We start from the raw sequence: 23,880 nt of genomic DNA on the forward strand, positions 1-23,880 counted from the left end.
TTTTAACAAATGGGAGCGGGAAAGAACGCGATAGGTCAAAAAAAAAAGAGTTGGGTTTTCCTTATTTCCTAATTCTAGCTTCGGGCTGAAACGGTCTAGAAATAGACCGTTTCACTCCTCCGCACAGCTCCAACAGTCAGAGTAGTGACTGTTGGAGGTTGGAAATGAAGCGAATTCGTTCGCATCAGTCGTAGAGGTCAGAGTTGGAGTTTAAAAAATGAATAAATAGGAGTGGAAAGCTCCAGTGGCAGTTTTTGAGCCTGTTCCTTGAAACAAAAAAGCAAGATCATTTCCACCTTTCAACGGCATGATAGCCGTTGCAGCAATCAACTACTGCGTTGAGATGTTGATAAACTAAAAGACTAAGCCAACTCTGAGATAGGGAGCTGGGCTTTTTACATGGCTTCATTTTTTCCATGTATCCGGTGTGCGAAATCGTAGAATTTGTGTTTATCAGGCTCTTTTTATGGTATAATAAAAGGATAAAACTGGGTTTCATTTGCCCTGAAAGGAAAAGGTATGACGAAAAAGAACTTTTACATTACCACACCGATTTACTATCCATCTGGAAAACTCCATATAGGAACTGCTTATACGACCGTTGCCTGCGATGTTTTGGCGCGTTACAAGCGCCTTATGGGGTACGACGTTTTCTCTTTGACAGGTCTTGATGAGCATGGTCAAAAGATTCAAACCAAGGCAGAAGAAGCAGGTATTGCACCGCAGACCTATGTGGACGGCATGGCTGAGGAGGTCAAACAACTGTGGGAACGTTTGGATATTTCCTACGACAAATTTATCCGTACGACTGATGATTACCACGAGAAAGTGGTGGCAGAAGTCTTTGAACGCTTGCTAGCTCAAGATGATATCTATCTTGGGGAATACTCGGGTTGGTACTCGGTTTCAGATGAGGAGTTCTTCACGGAAAGTCAATTAGAAGAAGTTTTTCGAGATGAAACGGGCAAGGTCATTGGAGGAATCGCTCCTAGTGGTCACGAAGTGGAATGGGTGTCAGAAGAAGCGTATTTCCTACGTCTTAGCAAATATGCCAAAAGATTAGTAGAATTTTTAGATACTAACCCACAATTTCTACAACCTAAGGGAAGAAAAAATGAAATTATTCAAAATTTTCTTGGACAAGATGGCGGCAAATTAGAAGATTTAGCAGTATCTCGTACGACTTTCGAATGGGGAGTCAAAGTCCCATCAAATCCCAAGCATGTTGTCTATGTTTGGATTGATGCTCTTTTGAACTATGTGACAGCTCTTGGCTATGGACAAGAAGAACACGCGAAGTTTGATGCATTCTGGAACGGAACGGTTTTTCATTTGGTTGGAAAAGATATTATGCGTTTCCACGCAATTTACTGGCCTATTCTCCTCATGATGCTTGACTTACCGCTGCCAGAACGCTTGATTGCCCACGGTTGGTTTGTCATGAAAGACGGAAAAATGTCTAAATCTAAGGGAAATGTTGTCTATCCAGATATGTTGGTAGATCGCTATGGGCTTGATTCCTTACGGTACTATCTCCTGAGAAGTCTACCAGTCGGATCGGACGGGACTTTCACACCAGAAGATTATGTGGGGCGCATCAACTACGAACTAGCCAATGATTTAGGAAATCTCCTCAACCGTACAGTGGCTATGGTTAACAAATACTTTGACGGTCACGTTCCTGCCTATGTAGCAAATGTTACAGCTTTTGACGGAGATTTAGCAAGTGTGGCGGCAGCTTCGATTGTCGAGTACCATAAGCAGATGGAAGCGGTGGATTATCCGCGTGTTTTAGAAGCTGTCTGGACCTTGATTGCCCGCACCAACAAATACATCGATGAAACAGCTCCATGGATGTTGGCAAAAGAGGAAGAAAAACGACCAAAACTGGCTTCAGTTATGAGCCACTTGGTGGCGAGCCTGCGCGTAGTAGCACACTTAATTGAACCCTTTATGATGACAACGAGCGCTGCTATTCTCGAGCAATTAGGCATGGACAAGGTAAGCAGTTTGGAAGCTTTAGCCTTTGCTGATGTACCAGCAGATTTGACCGTGGTTGCAAAGGGGCAGCCGATCTTCCCGCGCCTTGATATGGAAGAAGAAATTGCCTACATCAAAGAACAAATGGCGGCAGGTCAGTCAGCTGTTAAAAAAGAATGGAAACCAGAAGAGGTTGACTTGACGTTCAACCGCAAAGAAATCAAGTTTGATGACTTTGAAAAAGTGGAGATCCGTGTCGCGGAAGTCAAGGAAGTCAAGAAAGTAGAAGGCAGTGAGAAATTACTCCAATTCCGCTTGGATGCAGGTGATAGTGAAGATCGCCAAATCTTATCTGGGATTGCCCAATACTATCCAAATGAGCAAGAATTGATTGGAAAGAAACTCCAAATCGTAGCCAATCTTAAACCGCGTAAGATGATGGGGCATATCAGTCAGGGGATGATCTTATCAGCAGAACATGGTGATGGCCTGACCCTCTTGACAGTTGATTCTGCCGTTCCGAATGGTAGTCTGATTGGATAAAGGGAAAGATCTTACAGCTGTACTGTTCTAGCGGATAAGCCTTGCGGTTATGGCGAACCCACGAGCTGGAATACCAGATGAAACAGATTACGGGGCTTTTCACTAGCACATGGATATGAGATTATGGGGAGGGGTTCCTTTGATGAAGTGCCAACAATAGGGGGATTCTGCCTAATCTTCCCCAAGCATAACACTGTCATCTTTACCTCCTGATAGGGATGTTCCTCACAAAGGTTTTGTAGCAGGGTCTGAGGTAGAGTTTTGGGATGATACGCTAGTTGGTGTGCTAATCTTGTAAGCATTACATGCTTTGTTATCACAAAGGACATCCTGTCTTTGTTCTAAAGGAAGCGGCTTAGAGATTTGCATTACTCGATGATACGCACTACGGGCGACTCGCCGAGATGATGCCCTATCTAAAATAATAGAAAAAACAAGCGATACAGTCATTTCGTTTATCTTTTATTACTTCGTTACCTCGCTTTGCCGTACTCCAGTACAGCCTGCAGCTCGTTGCCTAGTACTAAAAGCAAACTAAAAGACTATACTAGTAAGTAGCTTGTTTTTTTTGCGAATAAATAGGGTAGGAGGGCTTATGTTAGTTGCGAAAAACGAGCAAGGACAGTCGATTTGTTTAGTGAAACAGCAGGCAGTAGGAGGAAAAAAATTTTTTTGTCCAGGGTGTGGCGGACCTGTTCGTCTGCGCAAAGGACAGGTGATACGACCACATTTTGCGCATATTTCTTTAAAACATTGTCGTTATTTCTCAGAAAATGAATCTGCTCAACATCTTGCATTGAAAACAAGTGTGTATCAATGGGCTCGTAAACATAACAAGGTGGAGCTGGAAAAATGGTTGCCCGAGATTGAGCAGATTGCAGATCTATTGGTGGAGGAGCGGCTTGCGCTGGAAATTCAATGTTCGAGTTTATCTTTCAAGCGTTTGCAAGAACGGACCCATGCCTATCAGCAGGCGGGCTACCGTGTGCTATGGCTTTTAGGTGAGCAGTTGTGGTTGAAAAATCGTCTCACCAAATTACAAAAGCAGTTCCTCTCTTTTAGCCAATATATGGGCTTTTTCGTCTGGGAGTTGGATTTAAAATGCCAGAGATTACACCTGCGCTACTTGATTCATGAGGATTTACATGGTCGTTTGCAATGTCTGACGGAAGAATTTCCCCTCGGAGTTGGAAATCTTCTTACGATTTTGCGTTTTCCTTATCAAAAGAAAAAAGTAGCTGTTTTAAAGGGGAGGCAAGATGTACAGTTACTTGACTATATTGCGCGCCAACTCTATCATCACTCCCCGAAGTGGATGGCAGCTCAAGCTCAGCTGTATCAGAAAGGAGGAAATCTCCTCATGCAACACCTGGATGATTTTTATCCTCAAATTCGTCCGCCCCAGTCTAGATGTGGTTTTGTCCAAATCCAAGAGGATTTAACGGACTATTATGCTAACTTTCAAACCTATTACCAGCAATTAAACCACAAAGACGAGCAGTATCTTTATTCACCTGTTTTCTATCAGACAATTCTCAAGAAAAATTCTACCCCAAATTAGAAGTGACCCTTGATTTATGGTAAAATAAGAGGCATGGAGGTAACCCAAGATGATAAAACAACGAAATGAAATTGATGAAAAATACCAGTGGGATTTGACCACGATTTTTCCAACAGATGAAGCCTGGGAAGCAGAACTTGCAGCCCTTCAAGCAGATGTGGAGGCGACTGCTGGTTTGGCGGGTCACTTGCTCGATTCTGCTAAGAATTTATTAGAAATTAGCGAAAGGCAACTCACTCTCATGCGTCGCATGGAAACAGTATATGTTTATGCTTCCATGAAAAACGACCAAGATACTCGTGAAGGCAAGTACCAAGAATTTCAAGCTAAAGCTTTGGGCTTGTATTCAGCCCTTTCACAAGCCTTTGCTTTCTACAAGTCAGAATTTTTAGTCGTAACAGAGGAGCAGTTGGCAGCTTTTATGGAAGAAGAGCCAGCCTTGAAGCAGTACAGCCACCAGTTTGAGAAATTATTGGCGGAAAAAGAGCATGTCTTATCACAAGAAGTTGAAGAGGTGCTGGCAGCCACTAGCGAAATCTTTGATGCACCGTCAGAGACTTTTGCTGTTCTTGATAATGCAAGTATTCGTTTTCCAGAAATCACCGATGAAGAGGGGAATCTTGTGCCACTTTCACACGGTAGCTACATTTCATTTATGGAATCAAGCAACCGTGAGTTACGCAAGGAAGCTTATGAAGCCTTGTATGATACGTATCATCAGTTCCAGCATACCTATGCTAAGACCTTGCAATCAAATGTCAAAGTTAATAACCTAAAAGCTCGTTTGCGGAAGTATGGTAGTGCCCGCCATGCAGCTTTGGCTGAAAATTTTATTCCAGAGTCTGTCTACGATACGTTGATAGAAGCCGTTAACAAGCACTTGCCACTTTTACATCGCTATATCAATCTACGGAAGAAATTGCTCGGTATTGATGATTTGAAGATGTATGATATGTACACACCTCTTTCTGATGTGGACTACAAGCTCACCTATGGAGATGCATTGGAAAAGGCAGCAGATACCTTGACTATTTTTGGCGATGAGTACAGCATACAGGTGAAAGAAGCGTTTGAAAACCGTTGGATTGATGTACATGAAAATGACGGAAAACGTTCTGGAGCTTATTCAGGTGGTGCCTATGACACCAATGCTTTCATGCTGTTGAACTGGCAGGATACACTGGATAATCTCTACACTCTTATCCATGAAACAGGCCATTCGCTTCACTCCATGTTTACCCGTAAAAATCAGCCCTATGTCTATGGACATTATTCTATTTTTTTGGCAGAGATTGCTTCTACGACCAATGAAAATCTGTTGACGGAAAAATTATTGTCAGAAGTGGAAGATGACAAGACTCGCTTTGCTATTTTGAACCATTACTTGGATGGTTTCCGTGGTACAGTATTCCGTCAGACCCAGTTTGCTGAGTTTGAGCAGGCAATCTATCAGTCAGACCAAGACGGAGAAGTATTGACAGCTGATTTCTTAAATCATTTGTATGCAGAAATCAATGAGAAATACTATGGCTTATCTGCTGAAGAAAATCCACATATTCAATTTGAATGGGCGCGGATTCCGCACTTCTATTATAATTTTTATGTCTATCAATATGCGACAGGTTTTGCTGCAGCGTCTGCCCTTTCTCATAGGATTGTTCATGGAAGTCCAGAAGATAAGGAACATTACCTTGCTTATCTGAAAGCAGGTAGTTCAGACTATCCGCTTAATGTAATCAAAAAAGCAGGTGTAGATATGACCAAGGAAGACTACTTAAACGACGCTTTCAAGGTCTTTGAAGCCCGATTGACAGAGCTAGAAAGTTTGGTAGAAAAAGGGGTTCATTTGTAAGAAGCTCGGGATTTATTGAAGCCTGCTTTTCGGCCAGTCAGCCTTCGTTTTTTCGAAATACAGTCAGTATTTCATCAAAAAACTGACTTAATTATCGTTAGTTAGCTTTTAAACACTATCCTTTAATAGTCGTTTAGTTTGCTTTTATATAGCCTTTTAGTACTAGGCAACGAGCTGCAGGCTGTACTGGAGTACGGCAAAGCGAGTGAACGAAGTAATAAAAGATAAACGAAATGACTATACTTTTCGAAAATCAAAACCATACTTTGGTCAAAATCCTCGATAGACGGAAGCTCTACCTTCACCTTCAGTTTCTTGGCTATTTTCGCTTTTCTGGAAGTATGAACATAAACAAAGAACAGCTAACCCCTTGTTACCAAGGAATTCCGCTGTTCTTTTTGTTTATTTTGGTCTTGTGTGTGAAGTCTTGGCCGAATGTTTCAACTTCTAAAGTTAGACCCAATAGTCAGTTTAGCTCCTGCATATCAGAGCTTTAGAGCACGACAAAGAGAAGGTGGTCTTTGGGGTACAATTTCCTGAAAATAGATAATCGCCCACTAGAAAACGTGATAGATACTTTAGCTTCCGGATTCCTTAAAAGCTTCATATAGATGTTTATAAAGTTTTTTCTTCCCTTTTTTCTGAGAATTAAAATCTTCTTTTCCGTAGTCAAAATTTGCGACCACAAACCCCTCGTCATCAGTAGAAAACGTGAAAAATTCTAGTTCAATTAATTGATTATGCTTAGAATCTTCTAGGGTGTTCTCTCCTAAAAGGTTGTTAAATTGTTTAACTTCTTCTTTACTAACTCCGAAACCCATAGAGGCTCCATCTTCAATGATGTTGGAAAAGACTTCTTCTGTGGAGGTGGCTTCTTTTATCGTTATGAGGTAAATAGCGTCTGCTGTTTCTACTTGTCGTACTTTCTTCCATTTTTTGGTATCACTAGAAGAAATCGTATAGACGGTTAAATCTACTGTAGGTTTAGTCGGATTTTCTTGTTTGATGACTTGTCGTCCAACTAAGAAAATGGCGAGTAGTCCAGCGACTACTATCAAAATAATAGATATTTTCTTTTTCATATCTTACTCCCTATATCTTTCATATTAATGATACAATCAACCTGATTATAGACAGCTGGGTCATGGGTTGCGATAATCACATATTTATCTTCTGCTGTTTCATTCAATAATAAATGAATGATTTCTTGTCCGATTTCCCCATCCAAAGCTCCAGTAGGTTCATCGGCTAAAATAATTTTACGTGGTTTCAATAACATTCTAGCAATGGCGACACGCTGGGCCTGACCTCCAGATAATTCATAGATTTTTTGATGTAAGTAGTCACTAGAAAGCCCTACTTTTTCAAGTACCTCAACGATTGTTTTTTTGTCTTTAGTGATGAGTTTCAAATTATCATATACTGTTTTGTTTTCGATTAAAGAATAATTTTGGAATACGTACCCAATAGTATTTTTAAAGAAGGTTCGTTCTTTTATTTTCCAAATATCTTGCTCATCCACTAAAACCTTCCCACTGTCAATTTTTTCGAGTCTTCCGATGATATTCAGCAGTGTGCTTTTACCTGAACCAGAACCTCCAATCAATGCATAGCTTTTCCCAGCTTCAAAGTTTACATGTAAATCGGTAAAGATCTTTTTTGAGCCGAATGTTTTTGTAACATTCAAAAGGTCAATTGTCATTGTTCATCTCCTTTTAAAATTTGAGTGTACTTATCAGATAATTTTCTAAAACTCATGATGGTTGAAAAAATTAAAACCATTAAAGAAGTAGCACCAATAGTTAATAACTCTATTTGTCTGGTCATCATAAATGTAAATAGGATGGTCATTATAATCGTCATCACAAAATATTTGAGGCTAGAAATTGCTATACCTGTCTTTGAAAGACCTAATAGTATTTTTTTCACGAAGTCATTCTGCTTTGAAGCTATAAATAGTTGGGTATATTGATAAATGAGTAGAAAGACAATAGAGTAAATAATCTTCTGTAATATCTTTGAAAGGAAGACTTGGTGCTCTAAGGATTGAAGATTCAGTTGCACAATTTGGTAAACGTTTACTGGATCCATTGAAAAGTTCAAATGAACACTCATATCGTTCATTTTTTCTATTGCTTCAGGACTAAAAAGGGAGTTATTTACGATGTTACTTGCTAAAGAAAAATCATTGTTTTCGATCATTTTATCAGTGTCTAACACAACTACTATATTATCTTTGGTAGTTGCTGCACTTGCTAAATATGAAATGTCTTTATTTTCATGATAATTGTCCCCATGCTCATTGAAATAAAAAATTCTTTTCCCATTAGGAATGATTTGCACTGTAAGATCTTTTTTGGTATAGCTTGTTCCAGTAAATTGTTCTGCCGCAACGGTATTCTCAATTGATTCCCTACTGTCTTTGAATTTATCAGGAATATAGATGGTTGCTATCTTGTGATTTAACATTTGATAGTTGGTTCCATTCACCTTATTTTGTACACTAGCACCTGTTTGGTTGAGATAGAGCAATTCTTTATTGACCTCTGGACTCGTTATACCATCACTGTTCAATTGTTTAGAAAAATCTTCTGCAAACTCAGAATCTTTCATAAAATCTGGAATATATGCCGAAGATGGTTGGATATACAAAAAATCCAAGGTTTTCAAGGCGGAGGCTATCTGGAGATATTGAGCGTCTACATTATTTACTTCTCCACTCTGCACAGATTGATTTTCAATCCCTAGCAATTCTAGCCTTTGCCATTTTTTCACGTAGTTCCATGGTTCTAAATGTTCTATCTGAATGCTTATTCTTGCTTGACTAATCTTGGTTTCTTGTAAAAAAATACCTGAGATAATGATGATACCAGAAATAATGACCAGCCATATGGTAAAGAGTAGTTTATTTTTTGCCTTATTTTTGATAATTTCAATTGGTTTTTCAACCTTAATCGTCAGCCAAAAGAGGGCAAAGGTAATGATGTCAACGATTTGAAAGAGGACAAAATTCGTTAACAGCATGGCGAAAAATAACTTGGAACTGTAAGTGAAGAATCCGCTACCCCAAAAAGAACTGTAAGCAATCATCAATAAGGCAACTAAGACTAGTTCAAACGTCAAAGAAATGAAATAATCTCTTCTTAGGTTGTATACAGGTAATCCTAAAGAACGTCTGATGACACCTTCTTTCATCTGCCTCGTTCTAACAACAAATAAAACAACTAATAAGGTTAAGTAGATGGATACCATTAGCAACAACCTTAAATCCCCAGTAAATTGTAAAACCCCTCCTATATACCAGGGGTAAGCCATATACATTGTTTGCAGTCCAGCAGTCGTCAGTGGTTGTAAACTAGTTGAATCCATTTTTCCTAGGGTATAATACATCCCTGTTATTGGTACAGACTTTAATTGTTCATAGTCAGTATCATCGAAATTGATATAGATTACCTGACCTGAACTCTGAACGATTGGCTTATAGATAGTAACGTTTTTCCTTTTTGCTAGGTCACGAATTGTTTTGTATATTTCGTTACTAGAAAGGTTGCTTTTCCCTTGAATGGAAAAGGCACCATCAATGGGTAAAGGTACAGGTTTTTGAGTATCACTAATACTGACAACACCAATTGCAGCCATCAAACAAAAGAAAAACCCAATGACACCTAATTTTAATTTCATAAACACCTACCTATCAGTCCGAAACACCCTACAATATGATAGGGTATTTAGGCTTTCATTTTTGTTAAAATCTAAAGTAATCCCAATATGCATTTAATCGGACATCATTCCAATCTTTTGTTGCACTTGACATTGCCCAGCCATAATCTCGAGAAGCAGTTGCCTTAATTTTTCCCCAAAAATTAGTCACTGAAGATTTTGAACCAATATTATTTGGAGATTTGACATAGTAATTGGAGTAACCATAGTTACCATCTACCCCATAATGCCATTCATCAATAATTGGATCTGGAGCTGGATGTGCCACTGCTGCATTAACAACACTAGCTGTAGTGGTAAAACCGACACATAAAGCGCTTACAGCGAGTAAAGCTAATGCTTTAGTACTTCTCTTTGAATTACATTATTGAAGAATGTATCATTTTTCAATAATATAATAACATATTTTTATTTTAATTTAAAAATATTAATGAAAGATTTTTAGCAAGAAAATAAGGTTTTCTCTATTTCAAGAATAGGTGTGAATTTTTGTAGATTTTACTATAGGAAAACATGGAAAGTATTTATTTTAATCTGTATGTTCATTCATCAGAACTAGCTGGTTCATGCGTTTGTTGTGGACGATAAAAAGGATTAGTTGACCGACCAAGAGCCTTGTGATATACTGAAAAAATGGTAGAATCATATAGTAAAAACGCAAATCACAATATGCGCCGCCCGGTTATCAAGGAAGAGATTGTGGAGATGCTGCGCACACGTCAGGCGCAAAATATAGGCTTTTTAAAAGAATTAGAAGACTTTGCCCGCAAGGAGAATATTCCCATTATTCCCCATGAAACAACGGCTTATTTCCGTCTGTTGATGCAGGTCTTACAACCTGCTTCTATCTTAGAAATCGGAACTGCCATAGGCTATTCCGCTCTCTTAATGGCGAAAAATAGCCCGGCTTCCAAGATTACAACGATTGATCGGAATGAAGAGATGATTGGTTTTGCTAGGGAAAATTTCGACAAGTATGACAAACGACATCAGATTAAACTGCTCGAGGGGGAAGCCATGGATATTTTGCCGACCTTGGCAGATGATTGCTATGATTTTGTTTTTATGGATTCTGCTAAGTCTAAGTATATCGTCTTTTTACCAGAGGTCTTAAAGAAAGTGAAAGTCGGAGGACTGATTGTCCTCGATGATGTTTTCCAGGGTGGAGATGTTGCGCGAGATATTAAGGAAGTCCGCCGTGGTCAGCGCACCATCTATCGAGGCTTGCAGCGCTTGTTTGATGCAACCTTGGATCATCCGGATTTGACAGCGAGCTTGGTGCCCATGAGTGACGGTCTGCTCATGCTTAGAAAAAATGTAGAAAACGTCAACCTAAGTACGGCAGAAATTTAAGTCATTTTTAAGCATTTATGGTATAATGGTAGGGTTAATAAAAAAGGAGAAATAATTCATCATGAAGACTAAAAAAATTCTTGCAGGTGCTGTGACTTTGATTGCAGCAGTAACGCTTGCAGCTTGTTCAAATGGAGCCAATAAAGATATCGTGACTATGAAAGGTAATACTATCAATGTATCAGAATTTTATGAACGCGTGAAGACCAAGCAGCAGGCACAACAAGAGCTTTTATCGATGGTAATTGAAGATGTCTTTGAAAAAGAGTATGGGAAAAAAGTTTCTTCAAAAGAGGTAGATGAAGTTTATGACGATATAGCAAAACAAAATGGGGAATCCTTTACAGCAGCTCTGACTTCGGCAGGATTTACACAAGAGACCTATAAGCAACAAATCCGTGCTAACAAGCTAGTTGAGGTTGCGGTAAAAGAAGCAGCCGAAAAGGAGTTGACAGATGAAAAGTATAAAGAAGCCTATGAAGCTTACACGCCAGAAGTGACCGCTCAAATCATCCAGTTGAGTGATGAAGCAAAAGCAAATGAAATATTAGCACAAGCGCAAGCTGAGGGTGCAGATTTTGCTCAATTAGCAAAAGATCATTCACTAGATGCTACAACGAAAGAAAATGGCGGAACTGTCAAATTTGACTCTACATCGACAACTGTGCCAGATGAGGTGAAGAAAGCTATCTTTGCCTTGAATAATGATCAAGTAGGCGCTGCTGTTGTGAAAAGCATCAATCTATCGAACTATCAAGCTAGCTACTATGTAGTAAAATTGAACACCAAATCAGAAAAAGCTGCTGATTGGAAAGAGTATAAAGATGTTCTAAAAGATAGCTTTATCAAGGCAAAACAAAATGATGCAAACTTTGTGAAAAATGTGATTTCAGAAACCTTTAAGAAAGCCAATGTCAAAGTGAAAGACCAAGCCTTTCAAGGTATCCTATCACAGTACATCACAACTGAAGATTCTTCAAGCTCAACTTCTTCAACGGAAGCTTCAAGCAATTCTGAAACGAGTGAAGCAAGTTCAGACAATTAAGATTAGGAATGGGTATTCAGCTTCCTTATATAGTCTTTTAGTTTGTTTTAGTACTAGGCAACGAGCTGCAGGCTGTACTGGAGTACGGCAAAGCGAGTGAACGAAGTCATAAAAGATAAACGAAATGACTATACCAGAGAATTGGCGGTCGGTGCGAGCCATATAAGGAAGAATATCTTGCTGCTTAATCGCTAACAACTGTATAAGAAATGAGAATGACAAGTTCATTGAATGAAGGTGGTACCGCGGTTTTTCGCCCTTCGTTGGTGTTCTTGTCTTTTCTTTTTGGAGGTCTATGATGAAACAATTTCAGATTCAACAACGTTTTTGGTCCTGGGGTGGAAAATTTGATATCAAAGATGAGCGTGACCAGCTTTCTTATCAGGTAGAGGGGAGTCTTTGGAAGTGGTTCAAGAACTTTGAAATCCGTAATGCTGAGGGTCAAGTTGTTAGCACCATTCAGCAAAAATTTTCTTGGTTTTTTTCTCGTTTTGAAGTAAATGTTGTAGGACAAGCCCCCTTTATCATTCAGCAGAAGTTTTCCTGGTTGAAACCTTGCTACGAAATTGAGAACCTAGGTTTCGAAGTGGTTGGGGATTTCTGGGAGATGAAGTTTGAACTGCTTCACAACGGTATGGTAGTGGCCGACATTTGTCAGGAATGGTTTCGGATGACTTCGACTTATCAAGTAACAGTTTATGAAGAGGCTTACGCAGATAGCACGATTGCTCTTGTGATTGCAATTGATTATGTAAAGGAGATGCGGCTTGCAGCAATAGCTGCAAGCTAGCTGGAAAGGAAATAGGAAAAAATGAAACAATTATCTAGTGCTCAAATTCGTCAAATGTGGTTGGACTTCTGGAATTCAAAAGGACATTCAGTAGAGCCATCTGCTAATCTTGTTCCCGTTAACGATCCAACACTTTTATGGATTAACTCTGGGGTTGCGACCTTGAAAAAATATTTTGACGGTTCTGTCATCCCTGAAAATCCACGAATTACCAATGCCCAAAAATCCATTCGGACCAACGATATTGAAAATGTTGGAAAAACAGCCCGTCACCATACCATGTTTGAGATGCTTGGAAACTTCTCCATTGGAGATTACTTCCGTGATGAGGCAATCGAGTGGGGATTTGAACTTTTGACCAGCCCAGAATGGTTTGGATTTTCAAAAGAGAAGCTCTATATGACCTACTATCCAGATGATACAGCCTCTTACAATCGCTGGCTTGCTCTTGGGGTAGATCCAAGTCATTTAATTCCGCTTGAGGACAATTTCTGGGAAATTGGTGCAGGACCTTCTGGACCAGATACTGAAATCTTTTTTGACCGCGGAGAAGCCTTTGATCCAGAAAACATCGGTATTCGTCTTTTGGAAGAAGATATTGAAAATGACCGTTACATTGAGATTTGGAATATCGTTCTTTCTCAGTTCAATGCAGATCCGGAAGTGCCGCGTTCTGAATACAAGGAATTACCAAATAAAAATATTGATACGGGAGCTGGTTTAGAACGCTTGGCAGCGATTTTCCAAGGAGCAAAAACCAATTTTGAAACGGACCTCTTCATGCCGATTATTCGCGAAGTGGAAAAGCTGTCTGGAAAAACCTACAATCCAGACGGGGACAATATGAGCTTTAAGGTGATTGCAGATCACATTCGGGCCCTTTCTTTTGCGATTGGTGATGGAGCTCTTCCTGGAAATGAGGGACGTGGTTATGTCCTTCGTCGCTTGCTCCGCCGTGCGGTCATGCATGGGCGTCGTTTGGGTATCAATGACTCATTCCTGTATACGTTGGTTGTGCCAGTAGGTCATATCATGGAAAGCTACTATCCAGAAGTGCTTGAAAAGCATGAATTTATCGAGAAGATTGTCAAGCGTGAGGAAGAAACCTTTGCCCGTACCATTGATGCGGGATCTATCCACTTGGATGAATTGTTGGCTCAATTAAAAGAAGCGGGTAAATCAATTCTCGAGGGAAAAGATATTTTCAAATTGTATGATACTTACGGATTCCCAGTTGAATTGACCGAAGAATTGGCAGAAGACCAAGGCTTTGCTATTGATCATGACGGGTTTAAGATAGCCATGAAAGAGCAACAAGAGCGTGCACGTGCCTCTGTGGTTAAGGGGGGATCAATGGGGATGCAGAATGAAACCCTTGCAGGTATTACAGAAGCCTCAACCTTTGTATACGGTGTCGATGAATTGATAGCAGGATTGGCTGTCATGATTGCGGATAATGAGCGCGTGGATAGTCTATCAAATGGAGAGGCTCTTCTAGTTTTTGAGCAGACGCCTTTTTATGCGGAAATGGGTGGACAGGTTGCAGATCATGGAACTATTATTGATGAAGCTGGTTGTCTTGTAGCCCGTATCAAGGACGTGCAAAAAGCACCAAATGGTCAAGCTCTTCATACTGCTGAAGTGCTTGGTGAATTGCAGGTAGGTAGAACTTATACCCTTGTCATTGATACCTTACGTCGTCATCGTGTAATGAAAAACCATACTGCGACTCACTTGCTTCATGCAGCTCTTCACAATGTAATTGGTGAGCATGCCACTCAGGCAGGGTCCCTCAATGAAGAAGAATTCTTGCGCTTTGACTTTACCCATTTTGAAGCTGTAACAGCTGAAGAACTGCGCCGTATTGAAGAAGAAGTCAATGCACAAATTTGGGCAGCTCTTCCAGTTGTGACGGTTGAAACAGATATTGAGACAGCTAAAGAGATGGGAGCAATGGCTCTCTTTGGTGAAAAATATGGAAAAGAAGTTCGTGTTGTCACCATTGGAGATTATTCGATTGAGCTATGTGGTGGTACGCACGTAGGCAATACAGCTGAAATAGGTCTCTTCAAGATTGTGAAAGAAGAAGGGATTGGTTCTGGCACACGCCGTATTCTAGCTGTTACTAGCCGTGAAGCCTTTCTTGCCTATCGTGAAGAAGAGGAGTTGCTCAAAGCAGTTGCTTCAACCATTAAAGCACCGCAAATCAAAGAAGTAGCAAACAAGGTTGCGAGCCTCCAAGAACAGTTGCGTGAGCTACAAAAAGAAAATGCAAGCTTGAAAGAAAAAGCGGCAGCTGCTGCGGCTAGTGATGTTTTCAAAGATGTCACTGAAGCAAATGGTGTACGCTATATTGCAAGTCAGATTGAAGTATCAGATGCAGGAGCCCTGCGGACCTTTGCAGATAACTGGAAACAAAAAGACTATTCAGATGTTTTAGTCTTGGTTGCAGCGATTGGAGCAAAAGTCAATGTCCTCGTCGCAAGTAAGACCAAGGACGTCCATGCTGGTAATCTGATTAAAGCGTTAGCCCCAATCGTTGCAGGTCGTGGTGGTGGGAAACCAGACATGGCCATGGCAGGAGGAAGCGATGCATCTGCAATCGGAAAACTCTTAGCAGCGGTCGGTAATCAGTTATAATTAGACAAGAGAATCGAGTTTATCTCGGTTCTTTTTTTGATAGTCGCTTGTCTTTAAAATAGTTGTGTTTCTTATGCCCTATAAACGTCAAGCTCTGACTAGCTTTTATAGTCCTTTCGTTTATCTTTTATTACTTCGTTCACTAGCTTTACCGTACTCTAGTACAGCCTGCAGCTCCTTGCCTAGTACTAAAAGTAAACGAAAAGACTATATAATTGGGAGTGGTGAATGGTTAGGGATAGGGAGCGATAGGTAGAAAAAGACTCTATTTCTTACATTTTATGCCGTTTTAGTCCCACCCCAGTACAGTTGATGAGGCTAGATTGGGGAGCGTAAAAGGTAAGCAAATACGAGCGAAAAGTTTTTATAGTCCTTTCGTTTATCTTTTATTACTTCGTTCACTAGCTTTACCGTACTCTAGTACAGCCTGCAGCTCCTTGCCTAGTACTAAAAATAAACGAAACGGCTATAACCTGTTCTTTGGAAATAAAAGGGAACAGCCATTCATTTCCAACCTGCAACGGCAGGATAGACGTTGAAAGCATAACCACTGCACTGAGATGTTAAAGCGAGTTCTGAAAAATAGAGCTGGACTGTTTTGTCCAAGCTCTTTTTAATCGAAAGTAGAGATGAAGTTCAGCAAGGAGGTACTGACAACCAAAGAAGTGGATGTTGGACGAGTACTAAACAGGAAGCGGAAAGCTATCTAGGATGTCGAAGTCTTTTCTTGAAATTTATGCTGGTGTCAGGTGGTGTGAGATACTTGGCTCTAAGATAGAGCGCTATTAGGAAAAAAAGAGAGCTTATTCGTGATACGGTATAGGGGATTGATTGTAGAAAAGGTGTAAGTAAGCATGTAAGAGAAAGTCATACTTATTTATAGCTTGTTTTTAGTGGAAATACTCTAAGACTGAGTTTGCTTAAAACAATTTCAATCTATACATCATTAATCCAGCCCAGTGAGTATAAATAAATAGGAATATAAAATGACAACAAAAGTTGTCAATAAGTAAAAGATGTGTTACAATAAGATAAAGGTTATCAACAGCGTGTAGAAAGGAGACGTTCATGCTTTTAAAAAATAGGCTCAAGGAATTGAGAGCTAGAGATGGCTATAACCAGACAGAACTGGCTAAGCTAGCCCAAGTTTCGCGTCAGACTATCAGTCTGATAGAGCGGGGAGAGTATACGCCATCTGTTGTCATCGCTTTGCGGATTGCACGGATTTTCCAGGAACCTTTGGAGAGGGTTTTTCGCTTGGTGGAAGATGAATAAGACGATAGAAAAATGGCCGATTGTGTATGAGATTGGGTTCGAGCAGATAGGAGAAGTGTATGGAGAAGCTGGAGTAAGAATTACTATCTAAAAGATAGATTGCATGAGTTATGGTATCGCTGATGTTTTTCTTTCCTGCTGATAGAATGTTAGTAAGGTGTAAGAGAGATATCATGCTAGAATGGTATATGGTAGAAGTAGGTCTGGTGTTTCTAGAAACATGAATGAAAGGAAAGAAGCAATGAAAAAACAGGGCTTGAAGTATTTTAGTAAATATATGATGGCAGGTCTGCTATGTGGGTTCTTGGGAACCTTTATAGCAGGTATAGTTATTGGATATACGGGTGAATATTTTTCACTAACCACCTTAAGGGAGCCGCTTTTATGGATAAGTAGGGCAGCACTGGTATTGATAACAGGTTGGAGTCTTTATCTGATGCAAGTAGCTAGTCAATCTTACGATTACGATTCAAAAGGCGACTTGGAGGAAGAAAACGATGGTATGCTTTATAGAAAGACATTTCGTTCCTTAGAATATGCCCATATCGGCTTTAATGTAGCGCAAGTCTTAACCATTTTAAATATACTACTGAGCATACGGGGAGCTTTGACACCCGAGGGCTTGATATATGAATTTACCTTTCTTGATCTGGGCAGTCTCGTTATAGTAACCTTGTTGCAGATTTTCCTCGTACGAGTGATTAGAAAAGTAAGAGGACATCAGATCAGTGCTTTTCCAACTTCTCAGGAAATGAAAGAGTATATCTATTCCTATGATGAGGGAGAAAAAGAATCTATCTTTGAAAATAGTTTTTTAATCCTTTTTCAGCTGAATCAGCAAGTGCTTCCGATTGTCTATATTGTGCTCTTTGTTCTATCCATAATTACTGGAGAGATACAGTTTATAGCCTATCTAGTCGTTGCTTTTATCCATATTTATATCAATATGAAACAATTCAAACAAGTGCAGAGTTACTTTAAATAAGGAGAAAATCAATGAAAAAATTATTTGCCACTATTGGTTTGTGGTTTGCGGGTCTGCTAGGGTATTTGATTGGGAGCAGTTTTTTAGTAGCTGGTAGTTCATTATCGGGAAATCCAGATATTCCTGCGACCTACGTCCAGGTGTTGACGATGGCTTTTGGTATCTTTGGATTGATTTATCTTACTGCTCTGTCTTATCTTCATTGGAATCGAGTCTATAACAAGCTCGCGATAAGGATTGAGTTGCCCAAACCTTGGATGAGCACGATCTTTTTCCCGCTGGGACTTTTTGCTCTCTTGCTTATTGCCCAGCTACTCTTGCCGATTCCTCCGAGCGACAATCAGCAAGCAGTAGTCAATGGAATTTTAGCGCAGCCTTTCTTTTCTTTCTTTGCAGTTGTGATTTTTGCGCCAATTATGGAAGAATTACTTTTTAGGGGTCTGTTTGCAGGCTATTTCTTCCCAAATTTGACGAAGAAGACCAGTCTCATCACCTATTTTATCTTAACGAGTAGCCTGTTTTGCTTGGCACATGGACCGCGTACTCTACCACATATTCTGATTTACTTTACCATGGGAGCAGCCCTAGGGTGGCTCTACCTTGCCAAACGCGATTTGCGGTATTCAATGGGCTTACATGCTGCTAATAATCTGTTATCCTTTGTGTTAATCTTTTTATAAGATATAAGGGCGTAAAAAGCCCAAGTGTACCCAGAGGGCATCCGTATCTGTAAGTGAAGCATAGCCTGTAATAGCTACAGCAAGCTAGGAAAGCTGAAGAGGCTGGGACATAAGTCCCAGTTTTCTCACTTTATGAACCGAATGACGTTGACGCAGTGGTTGCTTGCTTCAATGGCTATCATGCTGTTGGAAGTTGGAAATGAACTGTTGCTCCTTTTTGTTTTAAGGGAACAGGTTAAAAAGCTCCACTGGAGCTTTTACTCATACTTGTTCGTGTTTCCCACTCCACTCTGACCTCTACGACTGCTGCGAACTCGTTGGCTTCATTTCCAACCTCCAACAGTCACTACTCTGACCGTTGGAGCTGTGAGGGAGTGGGAGTGAGACGGTCTGGGAATAGACCGTTTTAGCCCGAATTTAGAATGTAAGAAGTAAGGAAAAACTGCATTTTTCTGTCTGTCACGTTCTTTTTGGCTCCCTATCCGTAACTATTCACAATGCTTTATTGGGAAAGCTGGTCAGAGGTTGTTGCTTATAGAGTAGGAACATAAAAATTGGTTGGAACCGAAAGGGTTCCAACCAATTTTAGATGATGCTATAGTCTTTTGATTTGCTTTTGGTACTAGGCAAGGAGCTACAGGCTGTACTAGAGTACGGCAAAGCAAGTGAACGAAATAATAAAAGACGAACTAAATGACTATAAACCATAGAGGTAATCGTCGTCCTTCATGGCTTCGACACTACCGAGGAGGTAGCCATTTCCGACTTGGGAGAAGAAGTCATGGTTGGATGTACCTGTTGAGATACCATTCATGACAATTGGGTTGACATCATTGGCTGAATCAGGAAAGAGTGGATCCTGTCCTAGATTCATGAGGGCTTTATTAGCATTGTAGCGCAGGAAAGTCTTGACTTCCTCAGTCCAGCCAACACCGTCATAAAGACTTTCTGTATAGCCTTCTTCATTTTCGTAGAGTTGGTAGAGGAGGTCATACATCCAGTCGCGGAGTTTTTCTTGCTCATCTTCAGATAGCTCGTTAAAGCCAAGCTGGAATTTATAGCCGATATAGGTTCCATGTACGGATTCATCGCGAATGATGAGCTTGATAATCTCCGCTACATTCGCGAGCTTGTTATTTCCGAGGTAGTAGAGCGGTGTGAAGAAGCCAGAGTAGAAGAGGAAAGTTTCCAAGAAAACACTGGCTACTTTTTTCTCTAAGGGTGTACCTGTTTCATAAAGTTCATTGATGATTTGGGCCTTGCGTTGAAGATATTCGTTGCTGTTGGTCCAGTCAAAAATCTCATCGATTTCGGATTTGGTATTGAGAGTTGAAAAGATAGAGGAGTAGGATTTAGCATGGACAGATTCCATAAATTGGATATTGTTGTAGACTGCTTCTTCATGCGGTGTCCGAATATCTTGGCGAAGCGCTTGAACTCCTGTTTCAGATTGTAGGGTATCAAGAAGCGTCAATCCCCCAAAGACTTTTCCAACTAGGTCTTTTTCTTCAGCGGTTAATTTACGCCAATCATCCAAGTCATTTGAGAGTGGGATACGAGTGTCAAGCCAGAATTGCTCGGTCAATTTTTCCCAGGTTGACTTGTCAATTACATCTTCAATAGCGTTCCAGTTTATAGCTTTATAGTAGGTGGTCATTCGATTCTCCTAAGTGTGATGTACTTGTTAATACATGGTTCTGCCTGATTTGGTGGTATCTTGGCTCCCGTCCCAATGTTTGATGAATGTACGGTTTTCATTAAAATGGACGAAATCCATTGTGATGTACTCTTTGTTATAGTCTTTTCGTTTATTTTTAGTACTAGGCAAGGAGTTGCAGGTAGTTGAAATAGTTGATAACTATTTCAAGTGACAGATAAGAAAAGTGTAACTTTTCTCAATGGTACAGCAAGACGAGTTAATGAAGTAATAAAAATATAAACGAAATGACGATATCAGGTGGTTCCCAGATTTAATGAGTATGTAGGACAATAAGATTGTCTTCTGCTACTGCACAGACAAATGCAATAGATTTGTCAAGAGATTCATCTGGCATATGGTTGAGGAAGTGATAAAACTAGGAAATCCGTTCTTGACGTTGGCAGCATTTGCTATCGACATATTTTGCCAACAGCTTTTCAGGATTTCTTTCAAGGGCAGTTTTATAGCCGTTTCGTTTATTTTTAGTACTAGGCAAGGAGTCGCAGGTAGTTGAAATAGTTGATAACTATTTCAAGTGACAGATAAGAAAAGTGTAACTTTTCTCAATGGTACAGCAAGACGAGTTAACGAAGTAATAAAAATATAAACGAAATGACTATATAGAAATGGATAGCAGCGTGTTATGACACGGATATTGAAAGCCGATAATGCTTTCGATATGGGTCTAGCGTAGCAGGATTAGAGTCGTTAGACTCTAATCCTGCTTGGACCGTCAAATCACACAACTTTCGCACTGGTTTGCACCAACCTCTTCGCCGTCATCTGTAAAAGTGCGGACGTAGTAGATGGACTTCACACCTTTATTAAAAGCATAGTTGCGCAAGATAGAAAGGTCACGTGTCGTCTGCTTGTTATCTGTTTTCCATTCGTAGATCCCTTTTGGAATATCGCTACGCATGAAGAGAGTGAGAGATAGCCCTTGGTCAACGTGTTCTGTTGCGGCAGCGTAGACGTCAATGACTTTTCGCATGTCCATATCATAGGCTGATGTGTAGAATGGAATGGTTTCTGTTGCAAGCCCAGCTGCTGGATAGTAGATTTTACCGATTTTCTTTTCTTGGCGTTCTTCAATCCGTTGGGTAATTGGATGAATAGAAGCAGAAACATCATTGATGTAGCTAATAGATCCATTTGGAGCGACTGCTAGGCGGTTTTGATGGTAGAGTCCCTCTGACTGTACCTTGTCGCGAAGCGTAGCCCAGTCTTTTCCACTTGGCACAAAGATTCCCTCAAAGAGTTCTTTGACACGAGTAGATTGTGGTTGATAATCACCGGTAATGTATTTATCGAAGTAAGAACCGTCCGCGTATTTTGATTTTTCAAAGTTGTGGAAAGTTGTCTTGCGTTCGCGGGCAATATTATTTGATTCAACTAAGGTCCAATAGTTGAGGAGCATAAAGTAGATGTTGGTAAATTCAACGGCTTCTGCTGAACCATACTCAATCAAGTTTTGAGCAAGGAAGCTATGTAAGCCCATCGCCCCGAGACCGATTGAATGAGCCTGACTATTTCCATGTTCAATCGATGGAACAGCTGAAATATGTGAATGGTCTGTTACATAGGTGAGAGCACGCGTCATGGTGCGGACAGAGCGACCAAAATCGGGTGATTTCATGAGGTTGACGATGTTGGTTGAACCGAGGTTACATGATACATCTGTTCCCATAGTGAGGTATTCTTGCGAATCGTTCAATTTGCTTGGGACTTGAACCTGTAGAATCTCCGAACAGAGGTTAGACATGATAATCTTACCGTCTACAGGATTGTTGCGATTGGCTGTATCAATATTGATGACATAAGGATAGCCAGATTCTTGTTGGAGTTTTGAAATTTCGGTTTCTAAATCACGGGCTTTAATCTTGGTCTTACGAATGTTTGGATTTGCAACCAGTTCATCGTATTTTTCGGTAATATCGATGTAGCTGTATGGCACACCGTATTCACGCTCAACTGAGTAAGGACTAAAGAGATACATGTCTTCATTGCGACGAGCCAATTCGTAGAACTTATCTGGAATGGTAACCCCAAGAGAAAGTGTTTTGACACGAACCTTTTCATCAGCATTTTCTTTCTTAGTAGAAAGAAAGGCGATGATGTCTGGGTGGAAGACATCAAGATAAACCACACCAGCTCCCTGACGTTGCCCTAATTGATTAGAGTAAGAGAAGCTATCTTCAAACAGCTTCATGACAGGAACAACCCCCGAAGCAGCTCCCTCATACCCTTTGATTGGCGCTCCAGCTTCGCGCAGATTGCTGAGGGAAATACCGACCCCACCACCGATACGAGAGAGTTGGAGGGCAGAGTTGATGGAACGTCCAATCGCATTCATATCGTCCGTCACTTGAATAAGGAAACAAGACACCAATTCCCCGCGACGCGCGCGACCTGCATTTAAGAAACTTGGAGTTGCAGGCTGATAGCGGAGATGAATCATTTCATTTGCTAAGTTCATGGCTAACTCTTCATCACCCTCTGCAAAATAAAGAGCGTTGAAGAGGACACGGTCTTCCATACTTTCTAGATAATAGGCGCCATCATTTGTCTTGAGGGCATACTGGTTATAGAATTTATAGGCTGCCATGAAAGACTTGAAGCGGAAATGTTGCTCTTTCAAGAATTGCGCTAGTTTTTCAATAAAAGCAGGGCTATATTGTTCTAAAAAGGCTTTCTCAAGATAGTTTTCTTCCAATAAATAGTGGATTTTATCTGTAATGCTAGCAAACGGTTTGGTATTTGGCTGTACATTTTCCTTGAAAAAGGCTTTGAGGGCTTCTTGATCCTTGTGAAGTGGAATTTGCCCATTGATTGGACGGTTGATTTCATTATTAAGACGGAAATAGGAAACATCCCCTAATTCTTTCAAACTCATACATTCACTCTTTCTATATCTTTCAAATGGTAGATGATTAAGCTGAGACAAGATGTTTTAGTTTACTAGGTTGAAACCCAGAGAAGCTCTCTGTCTTTGTCTCGATGACAGGTGCTGCGGAAAAACCTAGGTTCTTGACATGTTCGATAAATTCAGGTTGTTCGTCAAGATTGATTTCCTTGAATGGGATCTGGTGTTGGTCCAAGAAACGTTTGGTCATCTTGCATTGTACACAATCATTTTTTGAATAGACAGTAATCATACGATTCTCCTTTTTTTAATCACCCATATAGGATACAATGAAATGGGAAAATTGTCAACTGAAAGAACTAAATATTGTGTTGCTTTTAAAGATTGAACACTATATATAGTGCAACTCCTGCTCTTATGCGGTTTGAGGAGCTTTTCACATTGTTTATAAAATAGTTTCACATTTTTACAGGGATATCCTCCTTGTAAGTCCTCTCTGGCTTGGAGGGATTTTTGAAAGAAAGGTAAAAAATTCTTGAAAATGATTTCAAGAAATGGTATAATGTCCTTTGTAAGGGTTATCACAATTAACCTTCAATATTGAAAAAATAAAGGAGAATCCAAAAATGGCTTCAAAAGATTTCCACATTGTGGCAGAAACAGGTATTCACGCACGCCCAGCAACATTGCTTGTGCAAACAGCTAGCAAGTTCGCTTCAGATATTACATTGAACTACAAAGATAAATCAGTAAATCTTAAATCAATCATGGGAGTTATGAGCCTTGGTGTTGGTCAAGGTGCTGATGTAACAATCACTGCTGAAGGTGCTGATGCTGATGATGCAATCGCAGCTATTACTGAGACAATGGACAAGGAAGGTTTGGCATAAGAGT

General features: G+C 40.2%; 18 protein-coding genes. 11 read left to right on the forward strand and 7 right to left on the reverse strand.

The window, feature by feature from the left end:
* Positions 1-519 precede the first annotated feature (519 nt).
* The 3 genes from metG to pepF all read left to right on the forward strand — a co-directional run bounded on the left by metG (position 520) and on the right by pepF (position 5,936).
* Positions 520-2,523, forward strand: coding sequence for a methionine--tRNA ligase (gene metG, locus E4T79_RS06105; RefSeq protein ID WP_135028669.1), 2,004 nt, complete (start codon positions 520-522; stop codon positions 2,521-2,523).
* Between the two features lie 595 nt (positions 2,524-3,118).
* Entirely contained in the window at positions 3,119-4,084 is a 966-nt protein-coding gene (locus tag E4T79_RS06110; RefSeq protein WP_135028670.1) for a competence protein CoiA family protein, read from the forward strand.
* A gap of 49 nt (positions 4,085-4,133) precedes the next feature.
* Entirely contained in the window at positions 4,134-5,936 is a 1,803-nt protein-coding gene (gene pepF / locus E4T79_RS06115; RefSeq protein WP_135028671.1) for an oligoendopeptidase F, read from the forward strand.
* Positions 5,937-6,514: 578 nt separating this feature from the next.
* Here pepF and E4T79_RS06120 read toward each other — a convergent pair.
* The 4 genes from E4T79_RS06120 to E4T79_RS06135 all read right to left on the reverse strand — a co-directional run bounded on the left by E4T79_RS06120 (position 6,515) and on the right by E4T79_RS06135 (position 9,924).
* The gene (locus tag E4T79_RS06120; RefSeq protein ID WP_135028672.1) at positions 6,515-7,018 is read right to left on the reverse strand and encodes a hypothetical protein; all 504 of its coding nucleotides are present in this window, start codon (positions 7,016-7,018) and stop codon (positions 6,515-6,517) included.
* Entirely contained in the window at positions 7,015-7,638 is a 624-nt protein-coding gene (locus E4T79_RS06125; RefSeq protein ID WP_135028673.1) for an ATP-binding cassette domain-containing protein, read from the reverse strand. The genes E4T79_RS06120 and E4T79_RS06125 overlap by 4 nt, the downstream gene beginning before the upstream one ends.
* Entirely contained in the window at positions 7,635-9,617 is a 1,983-nt protein-coding gene (locus E4T79_RS06130) for an ABC transporter permease (protein WP_135028674.1), read from the reverse strand. The genes E4T79_RS06125 and E4T79_RS06130 overlap by 4 nt, the downstream gene beginning before the upstream one ends.
* A 64-nt stretch (positions 9,618-9,681) precedes the next feature.
* Entirely contained in the window at positions 9,682-9,924 is a 243-nt protein-coding gene (locus E4T79_RS06135; RefSeq protein WP_135028675.1) for a hypothetical protein, read from the reverse strand.
* 365 nt (positions 9,925-10,289) lie between these two features.
* On the opposite strand from E4T79_RS06135, the gene E4T79_RS06140 reads away from it, so the two are divergent.
* The 7 genes from E4T79_RS06140 (at position 10,290) to E4T79_RS06170 (ending at position 18,424) form a co-directional block, all read left to right on the forward strand.
* Positions 10,290-11,009 (forward strand): O-methyltransferase, encoded by a 720-nt coding sequence (locus E4T79_RS06140; RefSeq protein ID WP_135028676.1) that lies wholly within the window; start codon positions 10,290-10,292, stop codon positions 11,007-11,009.
* Positions 11,010-11,070: 61 nt separating this feature from the next.
* Entirely contained in the window at positions 11,071-12,054 is a 984-nt protein-coding gene (locus tag E4T79_RS06145) for a peptidylprolyl isomerase (RefSeq protein ID WP_167752636.1), read from the forward strand.
* A gap of 295 nt (positions 12,055-12,349) precedes the next feature.
* Positions 12,350-12,844, forward strand: a complete 495-nt coding sequence (locus E4T79_RS06150; RefSeq protein WP_256958062.1) for an LURP-one-related family protein — start codon at positions 12,350-12,352, stop codon at positions 12,842-12,844.
* Between the two features lie 21 nt (positions 12,845-12,865).
* Positions 12,866-15,484 (forward strand): alanine--tRNA ligase, encoded by a 2,619-nt coding sequence (alaS, locus tag E4T79_RS06155; protein ID WP_135028678.1) that lies wholly within the window; start codon positions 12,866-12,868, stop codon positions 15,482-15,484.
* A gap of 1,068 nt (positions 15,485-16,552) precedes the next feature.
* Positions 16,553-16,759: a helix-turn-helix transcriptional regulator gene (locus E4T79_RS06160; protein ID WP_135028679.1), complete on the forward strand. Its 207-nt coding sequence runs from the start codon at positions 16,553-16,555 to the stop codon at positions 16,757-16,759.
* 220 nt (positions 16,760-16,979) lie between these two features.
* Positions 16,980-17,744, forward strand: a complete 765-nt coding sequence (locus tag E4T79_RS06165) for a DUF3169 family protein (protein WP_167752637.1) — start codon at positions 16,980-16,982, stop codon at positions 17,742-17,744.
* Positions 17,745-17,755: 11 nt separating this feature from the next.
* Entirely contained in the window at positions 17,756-18,424 is a 669-nt protein-coding gene (locus tag E4T79_RS06170; protein WP_135028681.1) for a type II CAAX endopeptidase family protein, read from the forward strand.
* Positions 18,425-19,121: 697 nt separating this feature from the next.
* Here E4T79_RS06170 and nrdF read toward each other — a convergent pair.
* The 3 genes from nrdF to nrdH form a co-directional block, all read right to left on the reverse strand.
* Complete coding sequence (gene nrdF / locus E4T79_RS06175; protein WP_135028682.1) at positions 19,122-20,081, reverse strand: class 1b ribonucleoside-diphosphate reductase subunit beta; 960 nt, start codon at positions 20,079-20,081, stop codon at positions 19,122-19,124.
* A 775-nt stretch (positions 20,082-20,856) separates the two neighbouring features.
* Positions 20,857-23,016 carry a class 1b ribonucleoside-diphosphate reductase subunit alpha gene (gene nrdE, locus E4T79_RS06180; RefSeq protein WP_135028683.1) on the reverse strand — a complete coding sequence of 720 codons (2,160 nt, stop codon included), beginning with the start codon at positions 23,014-23,016 and terminating at the stop codon, positions 20,857-20,859.
* Positions 23,017-23,053: 37 nt separating this feature from the next.
* Positions 23,054-23,278, reverse strand: a complete 225-nt coding sequence (gene nrdH / locus E4T79_RS06185) for a glutaredoxin-like protein NrdH (protein WP_135028684.1) — start codon at positions 23,276-23,278, stop codon at positions 23,054-23,056.
* Positions 23,279-23,612: 334 nt separating this feature from the next.
* Here nrdH and E4T79_RS06190 point away from each other — a divergent pair, with 334 nt between their 5' ends.
* Positions 23,613-23,876, forward strand: coding sequence for a phosphocarrier protein HPr (locus E4T79_RS06190; protein ID WP_018378296.1), 264 nt, complete (start codon positions 23,613-23,615; stop codon positions 23,874-23,876).
* Positions 23,877-23,880 lie beyond the last annotated feature (4 nt).

Origin of the sequence: Streptococcus sp. LYSM12, from assembly GCF_004569635.1 — a bacterium.
Classification (GTDB): Bacteria; Bacillota; Bacilli; order Lactobacillales; family Streptococcaceae; genus Streptococcus.